Annotated in this window: 20 protein-coding genes; 13 read left to right on the top strand and 7 right to left on the bottom strand. The window is 34.3% G+C overall.

Going from position 1 to position 20,536, the window contains the following annotated elements:
- The first annotated feature begins 38 nt into the window (after window positions 1-38).
- Window positions 39-338, top strand: coding sequence for a hypothetical protein (locus tag HDR40_RS03490; RefSeq protein ID WP_290626542.1), 300 nt, complete (start codon window positions 39-41; stop codon window positions 336-338).
- Between the two features lie 23 nt (window positions 339-361).
- Here HDR40_RS03490 and HDR40_RS03485 read toward each other — a convergent pair whose 3' ends face one another.
- The 4 genes from HDR40_RS03485 to thiD all read right to left on the bottom strand — a co-directional run bounded on the left by HDR40_RS03485 (window position 362) and on the right by thiD (window position 3,914).
- Window positions 362-817, bottom strand: coding sequence for a GAF domain-containing protein (locus HDR40_RS03485; RefSeq protein ID WP_290626540.1), 456 nt, complete (start codon window positions 815-817; stop codon window positions 362-364).
- A gap of 9 nt (window positions 818-826) precedes the next feature.
- Complete coding sequence (locus HDR40_RS03480) at window positions 827-2,209, bottom strand: amino acid permease (RefSeq protein ID WP_290626538.1); 1,383 nt, start codon at window positions 2,207-2,209, stop codon at window positions 827-829.
- Window positions 2,190-2,873, bottom strand: a complete 684-nt coding sequence (locus HDR40_RS03475) for a cobalamin biosynthesis protein CobQ (protein WP_290626536.1) — start codon at window positions 2,871-2,873, stop codon at window positions 2,190-2,192. The genes HDR40_RS03480 and HDR40_RS03475 overlap by 20 nt, the downstream gene beginning before the upstream one ends.
- 219 nt (window positions 2,874-3,092) lie before the next feature.
- Window positions 3,093-3,914, bottom strand: a complete 822-nt coding sequence (gene thiD, locus HDR40_RS03470) for a bifunctional hydroxymethylpyrimidine kinase/phosphomethylpyrimidine kinase (protein ID WP_290626534.1) — start codon at window positions 3,912-3,914, stop codon at window positions 3,093-3,095.
- Window positions 3,915-4,059: 145 nt separating this feature from the next.
- On the opposite strand from thiD, the gene HDR40_RS03465 reads away from it, so the two are divergent.
- Window positions 4,060-4,848: a tyrosine-protein phosphatase gene (locus tag HDR40_RS03465; RefSeq protein WP_290626532.1), complete on the top strand. Its 789-nt coding sequence runs from the start codon at window positions 4,060-4,062 to the stop codon at window positions 4,846-4,848.
- A 72-nt stretch (window positions 4,849-4,920) separates the two neighbouring features.
- Here HDR40_RS03465 and HDR40_RS03460 read toward each other — a convergent pair whose 3' ends face one another.
- Together HDR40_RS03460 and HDR40_RS03455 are read right to left on the bottom strand one after the other, a co-directional pair.
- The gene (locus tag HDR40_RS03460; RefSeq protein WP_290626531.1) at window positions 4,921-5,910 is read right to left on the bottom strand and encodes a LacI family DNA-binding transcriptional regulator; all 990 of its coding nucleotides are present in this window, start codon (window positions 5,908-5,910) and stop codon (window positions 4,921-4,923) included.
- A 21-nt stretch (window positions 5,911-5,931) separates the two neighbouring features.
- Window positions 5,932-7,398 (bottom strand): sucrose-6-phosphate hydrolase, encoded by a 1,467-nt coding sequence (locus HDR40_RS03455; protein WP_290626530.1) that lies wholly within the window; start codon window positions 7,396-7,398, stop codon window positions 5,932-5,934.
- Between the two features lie 232 nt (window positions 7,399-7,630).
- On the opposite strand from HDR40_RS03455, the gene HDR40_RS03450 reads away from it, so the two are divergent.
- From HDR40_RS03450 to HDR40_RS03400, 11 genes are all read left to right on the top strand, one after another.
- Entirely contained in the window at window positions 7,631-9,574 is a 1,944-nt protein-coding gene (locus HDR40_RS03450) for a sucrose-specific PTS transporter subunit IIBC (RefSeq protein ID WP_290626528.1), read from the top strand.
- Window positions 9,575-9,757: 183 nt separating this feature from the next.
- A complete protein-coding gene (locus HDR40_RS03445; protein ID WP_290626526.1) occupies window positions 9,758-10,276 on the top strand; it encodes a hypothetical protein in 519 nt (172 codons plus the stop codon).
- Window positions 10,277-10,431: 155 nt separating this feature from the next.
- Window positions 10,432-11,358 carry a LacI family DNA-binding transcriptional regulator gene (locus HDR40_RS03440; protein WP_290626524.1) on the top strand — a complete coding sequence of 309 codons (927 nt, stop codon included), beginning with the start codon at window positions 10,432-10,434 and terminating at the stop codon, window positions 11,356-11,358.
- 121 nt (window positions 11,359-11,479) lie between these two features.
- Window positions 11,480-12,826: an SLC45 family MFS transporter gene (locus tag HDR40_RS03435; RefSeq protein WP_290626575.1), complete on the top strand. Its 1,347-nt coding sequence runs from the start codon at window positions 11,480-11,482 to the stop codon at window positions 12,824-12,826.
- A gap of 21 nt (window positions 12,827-12,847) precedes the next feature.
- Window positions 12,848-15,100 (top strand): glycoside hydrolase family 65 protein, encoded by a 2,253-nt coding sequence (locus HDR40_RS03430; RefSeq protein ID WP_290626522.1) that lies wholly within the window; start codon window positions 12,848-12,850, stop codon window positions 15,098-15,100.
- Between the two features lie 12 nt (window positions 15,101-15,112).
- Window positions 15,113-15,778 carry a beta-phosphoglucomutase gene (pgmB, locus tag HDR40_RS03425; protein ID WP_290626520.1) on the top strand — a complete coding sequence of 222 codons (666 nt, stop codon included), beginning with the start codon at window positions 15,113-15,115 and terminating at the stop codon, window positions 15,776-15,778.
- Between the two features lie 252 nt (window positions 15,779-16,030).
- The gene (locus tag HDR40_RS03420; RefSeq protein ID WP_290626518.1) at window positions 16,031-16,471 is read left to right on the top strand and encodes a hypothetical protein; all 441 of its coding nucleotides are present in this window, start codon (window positions 16,031-16,033) and stop codon (window positions 16,469-16,471) included.
- Window positions 16,472-16,882: a hypothetical protein gene (locus HDR40_RS03415; RefSeq protein WP_290626516.1), complete on the top strand. Its 411-nt coding sequence runs from the start codon at window positions 16,472-16,474 to the stop codon at window positions 16,880-16,882.
- Window positions 16,883-16,897: 15 nt separating this feature from the next.
- On the top strand, window positions 16,898-17,401 hold the full coding sequence (locus tag HDR40_RS03410; RefSeq protein ID WP_290626514.1) for an O-acetyl-ADP-ribose deacetylase: 504 nt from the start codon (window positions 16,898-16,900) through the stop codon (window positions 17,399-17,401).
- 19 nt (window positions 17,402-17,420) lie between these two features.
- The gene (locus HDR40_RS03405) at window positions 17,421-18,179 is read left to right on the top strand and encodes a sulfite exporter TauE/SafE family protein (protein WP_290626512.1); all 759 of its coding nucleotides are present in this window, start codon (window positions 17,421-17,423) and stop codon (window positions 18,177-18,179) included.
- Between the two features lie 25 nt (window positions 18,180-18,204).
- Window positions 18,205-19,806 (top strand): ABC transporter ATP-binding protein, encoded by a 1,602-nt coding sequence (locus HDR40_RS03400; RefSeq protein ID WP_290626510.1) that lies wholly within the window; start codon window positions 18,205-18,207, stop codon window positions 19,804-19,806.
- Window positions 19,807-19,838: 32 nt separating this feature from the next.
- Here HDR40_RS03400 and HDR40_RS03395 read toward each other — a convergent pair whose 3' ends face one another.
- Window positions 19,839-20,519 carry a type 1 glutamine amidotransferase gene (locus HDR40_RS03395; protein ID WP_290626508.1) on the bottom strand — a complete coding sequence of 227 codons (681 nt, stop codon included), beginning with the start codon at window positions 20,517-20,519 and terminating at the stop codon, window positions 19,839-19,841.
- Window positions 20,520-20,536: the final 17 nt, after the last annotated feature.

Genomic DNA, 20,536 nt, shown 5'->3' with positions numbered 1-20,536 from the left:
AATTATTCACTTAAGTGTACTTAGGAGGAGCTATTGAAATGATTGCAGATAATATTGCTAAACTGTTGCACTTATCTAGTAATTGGGAAACAATTTGGATAATTACACTTGTAATAATCGTAGTATACAACCTTGTTATCAGACTTTTGATAAAGAGAGGAATAGTTAAGGAGAGCGCTACTGTAAATGGGATAATATGTGCGTTAGTGTCTTGCCTGCTAGTTTATCAAACACTTTTTCATCAAGAGTGGCCTTTATCAATTTTTGCATTAATTTTTCTAGTATTGACGCTTTACTATTTTAGAAAAGTTTACTTAGAAAGAAAAAAAGAAGGGTGATTAATTTCACCCTTCTTTTTTCTTTATTTAAATAAACTCTGTGCAATTTCTTCTAAGTATTTCTTATCCAGTTCATCAAAATTACCAAACTTAGTGGAGTCAAAATCAAACACTCCCCAGAGAGAATTATCCTTGAAGATTGGTACCACGATTTCTGAATTAGAAGTACTGTCACAGGCAATGTGACCAGCAAATTTATGAACATCTTCGACAATTTGAGTTTCTTGCTTTTCGGCAGTGGTACCACAAACGCCGCTACCCATTTGGATATGCACACAAGCTGGCATCCCTTGAAATGGTCCTAAAATCAACTCACCATTTTCATAACGATACACCCCAGCGAAATTAACATTATCTAATAAATTAAACAAAAGCGCAGAAATATTTGCAGTATTTGCAATCCAATCACTTTCATCTGCAACTAATGCTTGTGCTTGGCGAACTAGTAACTTGTAATTATCTTCGGTTGTTGCTGCCATAGTGACCTCCTAATTCTTCTCAATCTTACTATGTTTGTAGCCATAGAAGAAGTAAATCAATAATCCAAATGCAAACCAAATTCCGGCAAAGATGTAGGTATTCTTAGATAAGAAGCACATCATTCCAATACATGCTAAACCAGATAAAATTGGAATAACCGGGTATAGGGGTACCTTAAAGCTACCTTGTGGGATATCAGAGCGATGACGCAATTTAATTACCCCGAAAGAAACAAAAGTAAAGGCAAGCAGTGTACCAATTGAAACCAAGCTAGTTAATTCATCTAATGAGAACAAGCCACCCATTAAGGCAATCACAATTGTGACAATCCATAAGGAATTCTCCGGTAAACCACTCTTGTCAATTTTTCCTAAAAATTTAGGTAATAAGCCATCACGACCAATTGAGTAAATTAAACGTGAACTCGAGTAGATCATGGAGAGCATCATGGTACTCATTCCTAATAGCGCTCCGATAGAAAGTAGGTCTGCTAGCCAACCTTGATGAACAGCTTTTAAGGCATAAGCTACTGGGTTAGCAACATCAAGGAACTTGTAATTAACCATTCCTGTTAATACAATAGATACTCCCATATAAAGAATAGCAGCTACAATTAAGGTTCCGATAATCCCAATAGGCATATTCTTTTTAGGGTTTTTAACTTCGGCAGCAGAAGCCGAGACAACGTCGAACCCTAGAAAGGCAAAGAATACTGTAGTGGCTCCGTGTAAAACGCCATTAGCATGGTAGGGCATGAATGGAGTATAATTCTTTGGCTTGATAAAAAATAGTCCTACACCGATAAAAATAAAGATAATCGCAATCTTAATAACTACCGCTACATTGTTGAATTTCATTGAAGCTTTCATTCCGTGAGAAAGCAAAATCGCAACTAATAGAACACTCACAACGGCCCAGAGATTAATATAAGTTCCATTGGCAGGATTATATGATCCCTCTAAAGCATGAGGAATATGTAAACCGACACTGTTGATTAATGAGTTAAAATATGCAGCCCATCCGCTAGAGACAGCGGCAACTGAGAGCATATATTCAAGCACTAATGCCCAGCCAAGTACCCAACCAATAATTTCACCATAAAGGATATTACCATATGAATAAGCGCTCCCGGCAACGGGAATTGTTGAAGAAAGCTCGGCATAACATAAACTACATAATCCACATACAACAGCCGCAATTAAAAATGAAACTGTAACAGCAGGTCCAGAGTTTTTAGCAGCAACAGTCCCGGGTAAGATAAAGATACCTGTCCCAATAACTGCGCCGATACCTAGAGTTAATAAGTCAAAAGCCCCAAGCGTTTTGACAAAGTGTTTATCAGTGCCGAGGTAACGCTTGAGGCTTTCTTTTCTAAATGGATTGAACTTCATTTGCAGTTCGCTCCTTATATCTTTCTAAAATCATCTTCACAATTGCATTACCTACGTTAACATTCTTTAATAAAGGTCCATGTGAGTAAGAACCAATTAAATTTTTATAACGTAAACCCTCAACTTTGTCTTGTGGATTATTTCCATATCCTTCAATCATTTTGCCAAAGGGATGCAATTTATTAGTATCATCAAAGTAAGTTTGACCAGAGTGATTTTCAAAAGCTTTAACTTCGCCCCATTCAGTCATGTAACGGGTGTCACCAATCATACGTTTATCAGCTTTAAAAACTGTATGAAGTGGTAAAATACCAAGACCTTTAATAGTTACACCGCTGTTAGTTTTATAGTAGTCACCCATTAATTGGTAGCCACCACAAATACAAAGCATAGGATTACCATTGGTTACGTATTTTTCAATGGTATCTTTATGGCGTGGTAAATCCTTTGCGACTACAGTTTGTTCAAAGTCTTGACCTCCCCCAAAAAATAGAAAGTCATAGTCATTAGCATCAAATTCATCGTCTAAAGAAATATTGTCTACTTGAGTCTTGTAACCTTGCTTGGCAAGTAAGTAACTAACGACTTTTACATCGCCAGAATCACCGTAAGTGTTCATCAAGTCTTCGTATAAGTAGGCAATTTTAATAGTGTTATTTGTCATAATTTTCATCCTTACTAAGTGTTGTTGATAAAAGTATAACTCAAATTAATAGATAAGCCCAAAGCCTAGTTTCATCTATTATATTAAAAGATGATAAATAATGCTATATTTTTTTAATGTTTATGAGGAGTGGAATACTTATAGCAGTTTTGCTTATAATCGACAGACTGTAATTTTAACAAAAAAGCTGACGATATCGTCAGCTTTTTTTGTATATTACTAGTTTTTTTCTTCCATAATCTTTTGAGCAGCTAAGTGGTTGATTGGTCCATAGGTTGAACCAACTTCGATTGGGTGAGAAATTGCTTCGTAAGTAAAATCTTTAGCAATTTTTACTGCTTCTTTAAGTTCAGTACCTTTTGCAAGTTCTGCTGTAATTACAGCAGAAAGAGTATCGCCAGTACCATTTACACGGTTAGTAGCAAAATATGGTTTGGTGAACCATGCTTCACTACTGTCTTCTAAGAGAAGATAGTCTTTTACTTCAGTAGAATTTTCATCGTGATGTCCTTTTAAGAGGACATTGCGAGCACCCATATTTTGAAGCATTTGAGCACCACGCTTAATCTCATCATCATCTTTTAGTTCTAAGTCAGTAAGTTTTTGGGCTTCATAAAAATTAGGTGTAATAATCGTGGCAAGTGGAAGCAATTTATCTAAGAAGGCCTGATATGCATCATCTTCTAACAGGGTAGCTCCGTGTTTAGTAATAATTACAGGATCTAAGACGATATTTTGCATTTGATACTTTCTTAAGTTATCTGCTACGACATCAATAATTTCTTTATTAGCAAGCATACCTGTCTTAGTTGCTCCAATATTGAAGTCCTCGTTTAAAACGTCAAATTGCTTTTGAATAAAGTCAATTGGCATTAATTGTTGTGCAAAAATACCCTTAGAATTGCCAGCAACATTTGCAGTCATCAATCCCATTCCGTAAACACCACGAGCATAAAATGAGTGTAAGTCAGCAGGCATACCTGCACTACCATCACTGTCGTGACCTGCAATAGTAAGAGCTTGTATTTGTTTTTGAGCCATTATTTTTCCTCCTTTAACCTTGGAAATACTTAATCTTATCTTCACATATATGATGGGGGTTTTGCAACAGGTAATAATTTTGAGCAAAAGTATTTTTAAGATAAAATTAAATATAAGAATTAAATAGAGAAAGGAATTTTTCTATATGGCACATGATCGTTTAATTACTTTAGATGGAACTGTAAATTTTCGTGATTTAGGTGGCTACACTAATAAAGATGGCCAACGTATAAGATGGAATAAAATTTATCGCGCAGATTCATTGAGTTCACTGTCTGTGAATGATAAAGAAAAACTTGCAAGCATGAAAGTAGCGATAGATTGTGACTTACGGTCGACTAATGAACAAAGAATAGCACCTGACCAGCTATGGGACGGTGTTAAATATGTGGATTGTCATGTTTATGCAGAAGATAAAGATGGGAGTTTGGAAGAAGAGAAAGATCGATCAGTCTATAAGTTTTTACATCATATCCCAAAGGTCGGGGAAAAGGGGAATTTCTTAGGTGAAATTTATCAAAATGTAATTCTTAGTCCTGTTAGTCAGAAATCTTTTGCCAAAGTATTCGCTCATTTACTGAATTTACCAGAAAATGAAGCTTTAGTTTTTCATTGTAGTGCAGGAAAAGATCGGACAGGGATGACAGCTGCTTTAATTTTGACAGCTTTAGGCGTTGATGAAAAAACGATAGCCCAAGACTACTTATTGACTAATAAACTTTATCCTTTTGGTTTTAAAAAGCAAATTCCTAGTGATTCTGAAATGATTGATTTGGTTAATCGCATGAATATTGCTCAAGGTGAAGGAGCTGCTATTAAAGGTATTACCCGGACAATAAATGAAGGGTTTGGTGGATTTGAAAAATATTTCACTAAAGTATTAGGCTTTACTAAAGAAGATTTGAAGAGATTTAAAGAGTTGTATTTAGTCTGAAAAACATCTAATTACTCACTATAAAAGTTAAAAATAGGGTAACTTCTAAGAAGTTACCCTATTTTATTGCGATTAGTTAGCGTTAGAAGATTCTTTTTTTAAAAGTTTAACTGGTAGTTTATAGGTTGAAATATTTAACTTTTTATTTGGATTGCTAATTCTTTCTTTTAACAGGTCAACCAATAATTGAGCAATAGCTGAAATTGGTTGAACAATTGTTGAAAGTTCAGGATAGTAAGTTTGAATAAAGTTAGTACCATCAAATCCTATAACTTTTAAATCATATGGTACTTTGATACCAAGTTTTTTAGCTATATTTAAAACTAAAATAGCGGTTAAGTCATCGGATGCCACTATACCATCGACTTCATGAGATTGGAGTAATTCTTTAATAGCCATTTCTTTTAATTCAGGTGTTTCCCCGAATCTTACAGGGTAAATATGCTCGGTTAAGCCTAACTTATTGATTGTTTCCTGATAGCCTTCTAAACGACGTTGAGTTGGGTGCCCGTCGAGAACTGGATTACCAACAAAATAGATATGGCGAGCTCCATTATCATAAAGCTCTTTAGTAGCTAAATAACCACCTTGAAAATTATCTGCTGTAACAATTGGAATATTACGGGAAAGTTTTCTATCAAATGAAATAATTGGCAGACCTGTATTTTGATATTCATCAATTCCTAAATTGTGAGCCCCAGCAATAATTCCATCAACTTGATTAGCCATTAGCATTTGTAAATAAGTACGTTCTTTTTCTTTATCACTGCCAGCATTACAAAGAATGGTTTTGTAACCTGAATTAAAGAGTTGCTTTTCAATTTCGGCAACAAGTTCACCAAAGAATGGATTAGAAATATTAGGAAATATTACCCCAACTAATTGAGTTTTTTTCCCTTGAAGAGAACGTGCTACTGAATTAGGCTGGTAATTTAGAGCTTTCATAGCTTGCTGAACTTTTTTACGTGTCTTTTCACTGATATAGCCATAATCATTTATTACCCGGGAAACAGTTGTAACTGAACATCCAGCAAGTTGCGCAACATCTATTAATTTTGTCATTTATTTTCCTACTTTTTAATTTTAGAGAATTGAATGCATCCTCCATAACTTACCAGTATAGTTAATATCTTTATCAAAAGAGATCGTCCGATTTTCCTCGTCAGTGAAGAAGCGTAATGTAATCACATGACGTCCATTGTTAACAAAGATTTCACATAATGAGCCGTCCACAAAGATATCTAGATCGAGTTCTTGATTATCTTCGAGAGTAATCATGCGGGTTGTACCGTAATCTGGGTTTATCGCTGGGCCATGACTGCGGTCAACAGTTAAATGAGCCTTATTACCAGTACTGAATTTAAGTATTAAGCCCGTATTTAATTCAGAGTCAGAGTTCAAGTGGAGGCTTGCATTTTGACCTGCTGCAATTTTTAATTTTAACTCATATTGACGCTTAACATCAGAACTGATGAGCTTTTTATCAGAAATGTTAACTTCAGAGTAGCGCAAGTTTGTCATTGCAGGAACTGGATGTTGGTATAATACACCATCTTTAATTTCTAATTCTTTAACTTGACTGTAGCAGTTAGCCCAGCCCTCTTCATCAGTTACCGGATAAGTTGAATCAGGTAATCCTACCCAAGAAATTGCATAGGCACTACCATCTGGTGCATTGAATGCTTGGGTTGCATAAACGTCAAAACCATCATCTAAATTTTTTGGTTTTAATTGTGTTGAAAAAAATTTAGCATGTGATAAATCAATGTCATTTCCAATTAAGTACATATTAGGAAAGATATTATCATAATTTGTAATTGATTTATCTAATCCTTGTGGACAAAAGATTAATACTGGTTCACCGTCAACAAAAACTAGATTAGGGCATTCAATCATATACCCCATTTCTTCGGGTAAATTAAGATAGCCATCTTCATGCCAGTTAGTTAAATCTTCTGATTCATAGACATCAATTTGGCCGGTTTTAGTTTCTTCATCTTGAGCACCTAGAATCACGTAGAACTTACCGTTATGTTCAAATAATTGAGGATCGCGGAAGTGCTCAGTTACATGGTTAGGTGGTAAGATAGCTGCTTCATCTTTTTTAGTTATTTGGTTATGCTTGTCCATTTCAGCAATCAATTGGTAAGGTGTTCTAACCCAATTTTCATCCCGATGATTACCGGTATACATTAATAAGAGTTTACCATCATGTTCCATCGCTGAACCAGAATAGGCACCAGCGTTATCTTTATCCATATCAGGGTCGATGGCTTGTCCTAAGTAATGCCAGTGAACTAAGTCGTCAGACGCATAGTGAGTCCATGACTTTAAGCCATGAACTGGTCCAAAGGGATATGATTGACAGAATAAATGGTATTGACCGTTGTAGTAAGAAAAACCATTAGGATCATTCATTAATCCTGAGAGGGGATGCATGTGATAGTGCATCTGATAATCAGAAGTAGCTGCTTGAGATTGCAGTTTTAATAAGGTTGCAGCATCCCAGTCGTTATATTTTCTGTATCGTTGTTCACGAGTCCATTCCATAATTATCCATCCTTTTTATGTAAACGCATTCTTTTATAAAGAAATAGTATGATAAATAATAAAACATGTCAAACGTATATCATATATAAAAATAGTTGTGGACTCAATAGCTCCCCCCCAAAATTTGAATTTTTAGGTTATTTTCTGATAAACGCTTGACACATTACGAGAATACGCTATCATAGAAAATGTAATAAATATTTAAAACGCTTACAAATAAGGAGGAGGAATTATGGATCATAAAAAAGATGCTGAAGTTGTTATTAAAGCAGTTGGTCGCGATAACTTAGTGGCTGCAGCTCACTGTGCAACTCGGTTACGTTTGGTTTTAAAAGATGATAGCAAAGTCAACTTAAAAATGTTAGATAGCGATCCTGATATTAAAGGGACTTTTAAGACTAATGGTCAGTTCCAAATTATTATTGGACCTGGGGATGTTAATAATGTCTATGATGAATTAATCAAGATGACTGGGCTTTCAGAATTATCTACTGAAGATTTAAAGAAAGTTTCTCAGAAAAATCAAAAGTTTAATCCGGTCATGGCTTTTATTAAGTTATTGTCTGATATCTTTGTACCAATTATTCCGGCTTTAGTTGCTGGTGGTTTATTGATGGCATTGAACAACTTTTTGACTCAGCCAGGTTTATTTGGCCCTAAGTCAGTTGTTCAAATGGCTCCAAGCATTGCTGGTTTATCTGAGATGATTCAAGTAATGTCGGCTGCTCCATTTATTTTTATGCCTATTTTAGTTGGTATTTCAGCTGCTAAACGTTTCGGTGCTAACCAATTCTTAGGTGCTACCATTGGTATGATTATGACCACACCTAATTTAGCTGGTGCAGGTAAATATTGGGATATTTTTGGCTTACATGTTTCTCAAACTAATTACCAATACCAAGTTATTCCAGTTTTAGTTGCTGTATGGCTACTTGCTTTCTTAGAAAAGAGATTCCACAAGTGGTTACCTTCGGCTGTTGACTTTACTTTTACACCGTTACTTTCAATTATGATTACTGGCTTCTTAACTTTTGTAATTATAGGGCCAGTTTTCAAAGGCGTCTCAGATGCAATTACTGATGCAATTGTATGGCTATATGATACTACTGGGGCATTTGGAATGGGTGTGTTTGGTTTAGCATACTCAGCAATTGTTACTACGGGTCTTCACCAAAGTTTCCCAGCAGTTGAAACACAATTACTTGCTCAATTTGCGCAAGGAAAGGGAGCAGGTGATTTCATCTTTGTTGTTGCATGTATGGCTAATGTTGCTCAGGGTGCCGCAACTTTTGCAATTTACTTCTTAACTAAGAATAAGAAAGTTAAGGGCTTAGCTTCATCATCTGGTATCTCTGCTTTACTTGGTATCACTGAACCGGCATTATTTGGTGTTAACTTGAAGTATAAGTTCCCATTCTTTAGTGCATTGATTGGTGCCGGCGTTGGTGCTGCTTTTGCAGGACTAATGCACGTAACTGCTGCTGCATTAGGTTCAGCTGGTTTCTTAGGTTTCTTATCAATTGTGCCAAAGGCTATTCCAATGTGGGCACTTTCTGTAGTAATTAGTTTTGTAGTTTCGTTTGTAATCACTTTCTTGTACGGTAAGAAACATTTCAAAGAGGATGTAGTTCCAGAATCTGCTACAGTTAAGTCAGCAGGTGATGAAGTGGAGCAACAAGAAAAAGCTCAAGAAATCATTAAGGCTAATGATGAGTTACATGATGAAATCATTGCTGCACCTGTTTCTGGTGAAGCAGAAAGTTTGACTAAAGTTAATGACCCAGTCTTCTCTACTAAAGCAATGGGTAATGGTGCTGCTATTGTACCTACCGAAGGAACGATTTATGCGCCAGTGACTGGTGAGATTACTGTTGCTTATGATACTAAACATGCTTATGGAATTAAGTCTGATAAGGGTGCAGAAGTTTTGATCCATATTGGTATTGACACTGTTAACTTAAAGGGTGAAGGCTTCACTTCTATTGTAAAGCAAGGTCAACATGTTGAAAAAGGTGATAAGCTTGGGACAGTTGATTTAGATGTTGTAACTAAAGCAGGATATGATCCAACTGTTATGACTATTGTTACTAATACTGCTAATTACGCTAATGTAGAGCGTATTGATGGTAAAGAAAAGAAGCATGGCGATGATTTAATTGCTGTAACTAAACGCTAGGATAATACCTATATATATTTATATTGTAATACTTACTTATTTTCCCCCTCTATATAAAAAATACCTACGATCAGATGATCGTGGGTATTTTAGAATATTGCTTTAGATAGATTAATTTAAATTGTAATGAGAAGAATAATAAAAAATATACTAATTGAGTTGTAAGTAGTGAGGTGTAATGTAATGAAATATTCTTATATTCAACAAGTTAACAATTATTTTTTCAAGCATCAAATTAATACAAAAGAATTCATTGAGTCATTGCAGTTGGATGATGACCAATTTAACGAAGAATCAATCAATATTCAAGATATTTGGCAAATATTAAAAGAAGAGCAGCGTGATGAGAATCTTGTTTTTCAAGTATTAGCATTCATACTCTTGCAAACCGGTTTACTTCCTAACTGTCAAAATAGTGAAAGTAAAGACTATTCTAAATCAATCGATTGGAACAAAAAAATCTCTACCTTAATTCAGTTTGGTAATGAACATAAAGATGTTTTAAAAAATGGATTGTTACGTTTATCTATTACGTCACAGGGATTAATTAAGGTTGAAAGAATTGGAGAAAATGAAACTATTGTTGGCTACTTTAATACTAGTAGTGGTGCGTTAGGATTTAATTCAGTTACTGATATATCTCAAAATTATCTCGTGGGTCAATTATTACCAGAAGGTTTTATTATTCGAGTTAACAAATAGATTATTATTACTCTGTTTTGGTGAGCTAAAAAATCTCTAAAGTATTGGCTAGATAATTATAAATAAGTTATTGTTATAATGATTTGTTGATAATTTTTAAGTCTGTAAGTCAGCTATTTTAGTAGTTGGTAGTTAATAAGCAGAAAGTGGTCAAAATGTACACTATTAGAGATATTGCCAAAAAAGCAGGTGTTTCACCATCAACGGCTTCAAGAGCCTTAAATAATAATCCGAGAATTAGTGAGAAGACTAAAGAGAAAGTTAGAAAAATTGCTTCTCAGATGGAGTATCAACCAGATTATGCTGGTAGAAATTTAACTTTAGGTGAAGCAAATATGGTTGGAATTGTTTTTCCAGTGACTGGTGAATCTGCTCCAGCTAATCCTTTTCATATTGATTTAATGCGAGGAATTAGTAGTGAATTACAACAAAAGAGCTACGAAATGTTGGTGGCTATTGCACCTAGCCAAGAACAATTATTAAAACAAGTCCAATCAATGGTGAAACAGTCTAAAGTTCACAACTTTGTGATTTTTTACTCGCAACAAAATGATCCCATTATAGAGTACTTAGCTGAGAAAAAATTAAATTTTGTAATAATTGGTTCTTCTAATAAATATAAATTTGTTGATAATGATAATGTAGCTGCTGGATTTTCTGCAACAGAATATTTGTGGAAGAATACGCAAATAAAGCATCCCGCTTTTATCGAATCTGGTAATCGTTGGTCTTATGAAATTGATAGAGAAAAAGGTTATCAGAAATTTATGGTAAAAAAGGGAATCAGGCCTGAAATTATTACTTTAAATCTTGATGAAGATACTCTAAATAATTATTTGAAGAATAATTCTAGCATTGATGGATTAATCTTTTCTGATGATATTTTATATTTACAATATCTGCATACATTGAAAAATGATAAGGAATATCCTGTAATCTGTTTTAATAATAGTAAGCTGCTAGGGATGCTCATTGGAGAGACTTTACAGGTAGATTTACAGCCTAAAAAATTAGGAAAAGAGGCAGTTAAAGTTTTATTTTCTCAATTAAAAAGTAAAATTATTCCTTATAAGATTGACTGAAAAGTCAATCTTTTTTATTTATTTTTGTGCAAACGGTTGCATAAAACTTGGATAGGTGCTACAGTAAGAAATATAGAAATATGAAAGCGCTTTTTAGAGTAAAAATAAAGGAATGTTAATGATGAGTCAAGAAAATAAAACAAGTATTGGCTTGCCTACTTTACCAAAAAGTACAATTTGGATGATAAATTTTGGCTTTTTGGGAGTTCAGACAGCTTTTACTTTACAAAGTTCACAAATGAGTCGTATTTTCCAAACCATTGGTGCGGATCCGAATAACTTAGGTTGGTTTTTTATTTTACCACCTTTGGCTGGTTTATTAGTTCAACCCATTATTGGATATTATTCAGATAGAACCTGGCTTCCTAAGTTAGGTGGACGCCGTCTCCCTTATCTATTGCTTGGGATGATTGTAGCTGTGATTGTAATGCTTTTGTTACCAAATGCAGGTAGTTTTGGCTTTGGTTATGGATCTCTAGCTGCATTATGGTTTGGGGCTATTACAATTGCTTTCCTAGATTTATCTTCTAATGTTGCAATGCAACCTTTTAAGATGATGGTTGGAGATATGGTTAATGATGACCAAAAAAGTTATGCATATGGGATTCAGAGCTTCTTATCAAATACTGGAGCAGTTTTAGCTGCAATCTTTCCATTTTTGCTTACTATTTTTGGGGTTCCAAACACTGCTGCTAAAGGTGTGGTTCCACAATCGGTAGTTATTGCTTTTTATGTAGGAGCTGCAATTTTAGTAATAACTAGTTTATTTACGGTGTTTAAGGTTGATGAATATGATCCAAAAACTTATGCTATGTATCATGGTATAAGCGAAGAAGATAATAAAGAAGGTGGAAATTGGATTCAACTTCTAAAAGAAGCTCCAAAAGCATTTTGGACAGTAGCTGTAGTGCAATTCTTTTGTTGGTTTGCTTTCCAATATCTTTGGACTTATGCTCCGGGTGCAATTTCTCAAAATGTATGGCACACCATTAATCCTTCTTCTGCTGGTTATCAAGCTGCTGGTAATTGGTATGGGGTTTTATCAGCTGTTCAATCTATTGCCGCTGTTGTTTGGTCATATGTTTTAGCAAAGGTACCAAATAATCATCATAAATTAGGTTATGCTGGAAGCTTATTACTTGGTGGATTAGGATTTATTTCAGTATTCTTTATTCATAGCCAATGGTTACTAATTGTTTCATTTATTTTAATTGGTATTGCTTGGGCTGGGATGAGTACTTATCCATTAACTATTGTGACAAATGCTTTATCAGGTAAACACATGGGAACTTACTTAGGATTATTTAATGGGTCAATTTGTCTTCCACAAATTGTTGCTTCATTATTAAGCTTTGTTTTATTCCCATTATTAGGAAATTCACAAGTAAATATGTTCATTTTTGCAGGAATCGTGTTAGTATTAGGTGCAATTTCTGTTAACGGAATTAAAGAAACTTACGTTAATTAACGAAGAAAAGAGGATTATATTATGAAACGTACTTTTAATGTTGCTCCATGGAATGTTGATACAGAAAAATGGGCTCCTAAAGATAAGCGTCTTCAAGAGTCTATGACTAGTATTGCCAATGAGAATCTAGGTATGCGTGGATTTTTTGAAGAGGGTTACTCTGGTGATACCTTAGAAGGAGTATATCTTGGTGGTGTGTGGTACCCAGATAAAACTCGTGTAGGTTGGTGGAAAAACGGATATCCACAATATTTTGGTAAGATGATTAATGCTGTAAACTTTATTAAAATGCTTATCAAAGTTAATGGAGAACAACTTGATTTAGCTAAGCAAACTCCAGAAAAATTCAAGTTAGATTTAGATTTAAAGCGTGGTGTCTTTACTCGTAAGTTTAACGTTGAAATTGGTGGAGCAAAGCTTAAATTTACCTTTGAACGTTTTGCAAGTATAGTTCAGAAAGAATTAGTTGGTCAAAGAGTTATTGTTAAGAACTTATCAAATTCTCCAGTAAAAATTGAAATTAGTAATATCATTGATGCTGATGTTTATAATGAAGATGCCAATTATGATGAACAATTTTGGAATATTTTAGCTAAAAGTGCAGCAGACACTCATGCAGAAATTATGTCCCAAACTAAGGAAAATGATTTTGGTGTTCCGCAATTTATGGTAGGAATGCGTACTAGTGTCAAAACAAATTTGAGTCATATTAATGATGCAGTTGGAGAAAAAGATGTTAGAAATGTTTTTTCTGGAGAAATTGCAGCTGACGAAGAAATAACCTTTGAAAAGCGTAGTTTAGTTGTAACTTCACGTGACTTTGATACTCAAGAAAAAATCGATCAAAGATTAGACGATTTAATGACAACTGTTGATGCACAAAAATTTGATGAACTTTTGGAACCTCATATCTCTGAATGGCAGACACGGTGGGATAAATCTGACATTGAAATTGCTGGTGATGAAGAAGCTCAACAAGGTATTAGATTTAACCTCTTCCAATTATTCTCTACATACTATGGTGATGATTATCGCTTGAATATTAGTCCTAAGGGCTTTACTGGTGAAAAGTATGGTGGTGCAACTTATTGGGATACTGAAGCTTATTGTGTGCCAGTTTATCTAGGTGTTGGGGATCCAAAAATTGCCAGAAATCTTTTAATGTATCGTTATAAGCAATTACCAGGAGCTTATATTAATGCTCAACAACAGGGCTTAAAGGGTGCACTTTTCCCAATGGTAACTTTTAATGGTATTGAATGTCATAATGAATGGGAAATTACTTTTGAGGAAATTCACCGTAACGGTGATATTGCTTATGCAATTTATCTTTATACTAACTATACTGGTGATAAAAGTTATGTCCTTCACGAGGGAGCCAAGGTTTTAACTGAAATTTCTCGTTTCTGGGCTGATCGTGTTCACTATTCACAGAGAAAGAATAAGTACATGCTTCATGCTGTTACTGGTCCAGATGAATATGATAATAATGTTAATAACGACTGGTACACTAACTTACTGTGCCAATGGACTTTAAGATACACCCTAGAAGTTTTGGATGAAGTAGATGCAGAAACTGCTAAGAAGTTAAATGTCTCAGAGGATGAGAAGCGTCGTTGGAAGGGTATTGCAGACAATATGTATCTTCCATATGACAAAGAAAAGAATATTTTCCCAGAAAATGATGGTTTCTTGGATAAGGAATTAAAACCAGTTTCTGAAATTCCAAGTGATCAATTACCACTTAACCAAAATTGGTCATGGGATAGAATCTTACGTTCACCTTATGTTAAGCAAGGGGATGTTATTCAAGGACTCTGGGACTTTATTGATGACTTTACTCAAGAAGAAAAGAAGAATAACTTTGACTTCTATGAACAATTTACTGTTCATGAATCAAGTTTATCTGCCTCAGTGTACTCAATCATTGCTTCCGATATTGGTTATCACGATAAAGCTGTTGAATTATATGAGAGAGCAGCTCGCCTTGACTTAGATAACTATAATAATGATACTGAAGATGGCCTACATATTACTTCTATGACTGGGAGCTGGCTTGATATTGTTCAAGGATTTGCTGGAATGAGAGTAAGAAATGGTGAACTTCACTATGCACCATTCCTTCCGAAGAAGTGGGATTCATATAAATTCCGTCAAGCATTCCGCGGTCGTGTTTTGGAAGTAACAGTAGATAAGAAGGGTACTCATATTGAGTTAATCTCAGGAGAACCATTAACTATTGACTTAAATGGTAAAAAACTTGAATTAAAATAATTGGAGGAAATTATGGCTTTTACTGATATTCAAGGTTTTGCAATTGATTTAGATGGCGTGATTGCCGATACTGCAAAATTTCATGGGCAAGCTTGGCACCAAGTTGCAGATAAGGTAGGTACAAAATGGACTGAAGAGCTAGCTGATAGTTTGCGTGGTGTAAGCAGAATGGATTCTTTGGAACTCATTTTAAAAGCAGGCGGTCATGAAAATGACTATACCCAAGAAGAAAAAGAAAAGTTGGCTAAAGAGAAAAATGATAATTATCTTGAATTGGTAAAAACATTAACTCCAAATGATATTTTGCCAGGGATGAAAAAATTCTTAGATGATGCTAAGTCTAAGGGCTATCATCTAGCTTTAGCTTCTGCTTCTAAGAATGGTCCAACAATTCTTAAGTATCTAGAGCTAGAAGATTACTTTGAAGGTAGAGTTGATCCAGCTAAGTTAAAGAAAGGAAAGCCGGATCCAGAAATTTATTTACAAGCTGCTGAAATAATGAATTTGACTCCTGAACATGTAGCAGGTATTGAAGATGCTCAATCGGGTGTTGACTCAATTAATCGTGCTGGTGAAATTTCAATTGGAATCGGCGATAGTCTTAAAAATGCTGATGTCAAGTTTGATGACACCGACAAGTTAACACTTGATGCGTTAGCTAAAAATTTGAATAAATAAAATATATTTTTGCTTTTAATGGTCCCACTAAGATAGATAATTCAAATATAAAAGTTTGAATTAATCTCTTAGTGGGATTTTTCATATAAAAATCGAATAACTTATATATGAATTTAGTATTTTCATTTTAAGAAAAACTAAAGCACAATAAATTGGATAATTGTAATAAAATTTACCAGTTTTTTTCTGACTAAATGGTAACATAGTAATATAATTTTTCGTTTAGGATAAATTAGAGTAAGGGGAGTTACTATGTCGGTGCATAGACCTGGCCAATATATTTGGGTATTGGTTGAGTTACCTAATGGAAAAAGAGAATGGTATTGCGTTAGCAAGGTTTTAAAGAAGGCGCTTTTGTGGGAAAAGAATGTCTGTCATAATCATTTTTGGCGTAATACATTAAATGGTAAATACCTAACTATTGCCCGTAGTAAGTATGTGCATAATTATGCTTTATTGACTGTCGGCCGAGTTGTAAAGGTAAGGATTAAGAATAAACGCGTTTCTGATTGGCATTGGACGAGGAATCAATTTATAACACCCAAGCATTTGGATGATTTAAGTGATGCTTATAATTATTTAAAGCATGATTATGATTGGTTTAATCGCCTACGGATTAAGCATGCGTTAAAAAAGTGGCAAAAAATCTCACGTGCGCGACGTAAAAAACTCGCGGCAAGAAAGGTAGTTTAGATGGAACAGTTAAATCGTTTAGGTAAAATTATTACAACTATTTTTGGAATATTTATTGCAGTAATATATTGTGTATACGCTGCTAACCCATTAACTAATGGTTTAAATTCTTGGCGTATTTCTTTATTTATAATTACCGCAGTAATTTATCTAATTGCTAGTCTTTTTATTTGGCGTCAGACTAAAAAGATAGTGTTCTTAATTGCGATTTTGCTGGCAATACTTGTCACTATCTTTATGATTATTTATGTACCTTTCTTTCATGGTTACTTGATGATAGAAGCGATTGGTTTTTTTATTGTCTATTATTTGAGTATCTATCTCTTAAGATTTACTAATTTTAAATATAAGTCAATTATTAGTCTAGTTTTAGAATTTTTAATAGTAATTGTTGTAATTTGTTTTTCTTAAAAAGAAGTAGTTAAAATGACATTGAAAGTAGTACAAGATGATATAACTAATTTGAAAGTTGATGCTATTGTTAATGCTGCTAATAAAACCTTACTCGGTGGTGGCGGTGTTGATGGAGCAATTCACGCCGCTGCGGGGCCAGAATTATTGAAAGAGTGTAAGCCCCTGAATGGATGTGATACTGGCGAAGCAAAAATTACTAAGGGCTATAAGCTTTGTGCCAAATATATTATTCATACGGTGGGCCCAATTTATCGCTTTCATTCTCCGACTGAAAATAAAAAACTATTAGCAGCTTGTTACAGTAATAGTTTAGAGTTAGCTCAAAATTATAATTGTAAAAGTATCGCATTTTCTTGTATTTCAACTGGGGTATATGGTTATCCTAAAAAAGAGGCAGCTACGGTAGCAATTAAAACGGTTAAAAAATGGTTAATTGATCATAAAAGTCAGATGGAAGTTATTTTTTGTGTTTTTGATGATACAAATAAAATAATATATCAAGAAATATTAGATTAATTATAAGGATGAGATGTTGATGAAAGTTTGGCTTTTTATTTATTTATTATTTGGTGGAGTACTCGGTGGGCTACTTTCAACAATTGCGAGCATGGCGTCTTTGGCAACTTATCCATTCTTGCTGTCAGTTGGAATACCCCCAGTGTATGCCAATACTACTAATGATGCGGCTTTAATTTGGGGTGGTGTTGGTTCAACTGTAGCTTCTTTGAAAGAACTATCTGGTCATTGGAAACAAGTTTGGTTTTATTCAATATTTACAGTTATTGGAACAGCTTTGGGATGTTTACTGTTGATTAATTTCCCAGGAAAAGTTTTTGAAAAAATTGTCCCCTTCTGTATAGCTTTTTCAGGAATAACAATTTTATTTAGTGGAAAAATTAATTTAGCTGTTCAGGATGATGATTCCAAGAGTTGGATTAAGGTAGTAGCTTTATTAAGTATGCTTGTGGTAGGAGTTTATGCTGGATATTTTGGGGCAGCTAGCGGTGTTTTAATGCTAGTAATTTTAAACTTTATTACTGATGATGATTTTTTGACAGTTAATGCTATGAAAAATTTAATTGGTGGTTTATCTAGCTTGGTAGCTCTGATTATCTATATGTTTACTGAAAAAATTTATTGGTCTGCTGCAGTTCCAATGGCAGTTGGCGTATTAGTAGGTAGCTTTTTAGGGCCAAAGATTATTAGACATATTCCGGTAAAAGTTATTCGTATTACTATTGCTATTTTGGCTTTAATCCAAGCTGGTTATTTTGCTTACACTGCATATCGTTAAACTAAGTGTCAATGAGGAGGACTGAATGAGTCTCAAATATGCGCAAAAAGGCCAAGTAGCCTTGTTTACGTTGTTATCAATCATTAAGGCTTGCAATATTTTATTCGTAGCTTATATGATTAAGTTGATGTTGAATATTGCTTCTTCAGGTTCACATGATATTATGCGTTTGATTAAGTTAGCTGTAATTGCAGCAATTGGTCAATTGTTTTTTATGTGTAGCAATTTTATTTATGAGCGTGTAAAGATGACCATTATTAGAGATGTAAATATGGTATTCAAGCGTGCTAATTTACGTTATTTGGTGGATCAAGGTCAAGTAGATATTAAACATGGTTTATCTTTAATGACCAATGATTTAAAACAAATTGAGACTAATCGTGTTACTGCTCAGTTAGATATGATTTATCAATCATTAACTTTTATTGGTTCATTAGGTTTTGCTTTAATTAATTCTTGGCAAATGACTGTTGTTTTTGTAGTAGCCATGATTGCCCCAGCTTTGGTTCAGATTGCTACTAGTAAAATTATTACCAAAAAATCAGAGGTATGGGCCCAAACTAATGCTAATTACACGCAAAATGTATCTGATTCTTTAAATGGTTCACAAGCTGCTAAATTATATAATGTTAGATTCAATGTTATTGATCGCGCTATTAATTCTGCTCAGCGGATGGAAAATGCTTTGAGGAGTATGAATATCACACAAGCGTGGTCATTGGAACTTATTTATTCTGCCGCTGAATTGTTTTGCTTTATTATTCCATGTACCATTGGTGGAATAATGATGATGCGTGGTCAGTTAGCGGTTGGTACATTAGTAATGATTGTAGATTTAGCTTTAAACTTTATTACTCCGGTAGTGACGGTCTTTAATGAGTTTAACCAGGTAAAATCAACTGTACCAATGTGGGAGAAAACTAAAAAAGCATTATCTTATGAGATGGATCAAGATAGAGAGCGCAAGGTTAAATTTGATGAGTTAAAGGTTGAGAATCTTTCCTATGTTACTCATGCGGATCATCGTAAGATTTTTAATGATGTTAATATGGACGTTAAGCCAGGTGAAAAGGTACTTTTAATGGCACCTAGTGGCTGGGGAAAAACAACCTTGTTACGCTTAATGTTAGGAATAAAAAAGCCTAGTGAGGGTAAGATTTTAATTAACGGGCAAAACGTGACTGGTAATTGGGAGAAGGCACATGATTATTTTTCCTATGTTAATCAGAAACCATTTATGTTTGATGATACATTACGGTTTAATATTACGTTAGGGCGTAAGGTGAGTGATAAGAAGCTATACGAAGTTATTCATGAAGCTGGTCTTGAAGAATTAGTGAAAAAGGAAGGGCTTGATCGCCAAATTGGTACTGGTGGGAATGGTCTATCAGGAGGGCAAATTCAAAGAATTGAAATAGCTCGTGCACTTTTATCACAGAGACCAATTTTGCTTGCTGATGAGGCAACGAGTGCTTTAGATCCAACTTTATCTTTAGCTATTCATGAGACGTTACTCAAAAATTCTAAAGTTGCGGTAATTGAAGTAGCTCATAAAATTTCTCCTGAAGAGCTTGATATGTTTGATAAAATTTTAAAATTAAATAAGGTTAATCAAGAGACAGACTAAAATAAAAGCATCCTCTAGAGGATGCTTTTATTTTAGTTAATTTTTTCAAAGAAACGCGTAAATATCTTATCTTGTTCCAGATTATCAAGTTTATCTGGACGCCATTGTATACCTTGCATAGTATGATCTTGAGATTCGATGGCTTCGATAATTCCATCAGGTGCAGTTGCAACAATATTGAAGTTAGCTGCAATATTTTTAATTGCTTGTTTGTGATGACTATTAATATAGGGATGGGTCCCAATAGCTTTAAACAATTCACTTTCGGGAGTTATATCAATGTGATGGCTCGGTTGGGTTAGTGGAGTAGGTTGATAGTGTTGAATACCCGCACCTGAATTTTGAGCGTATATATCTTGGAATAAATTTCCTCCAAAAGCAACATTCAATAGTTGCATACCTCGTCCAATTCCTAAAATAGGGACACCAGCTGTATTGGCCTTTTTTACTAGTTCCATCTCAAATTTATCACGATGAAGGTCAGTTTTACTAAGTTGCGGAACGGGTTCTTCATTGTAAAAGACTGGAGTAATTGGTTCTCCGTCAGTTAAAAGAAGTGCATCAAAATTTATTTTAGGTTCTGGAACTGTTTTTAAACTTAGTGGAGCAACAATTATTGGTAAAAATCCATGTTTAATTACAATATCAATAAAACTACGATCAACAGTGATTTTATTATTTTCAATATTAGATGTAATTGCGATAGTTTTCATAAATAAATCTCCATTCA

It is taken from the genome of Lactobacillus sp., from assembly GCF_014803895.1.
The sequence above is the reverse complement of the archived record's forward strand: the minus strand, read 5'-3'. Positions and strand labels throughout refer to the sequence as shown.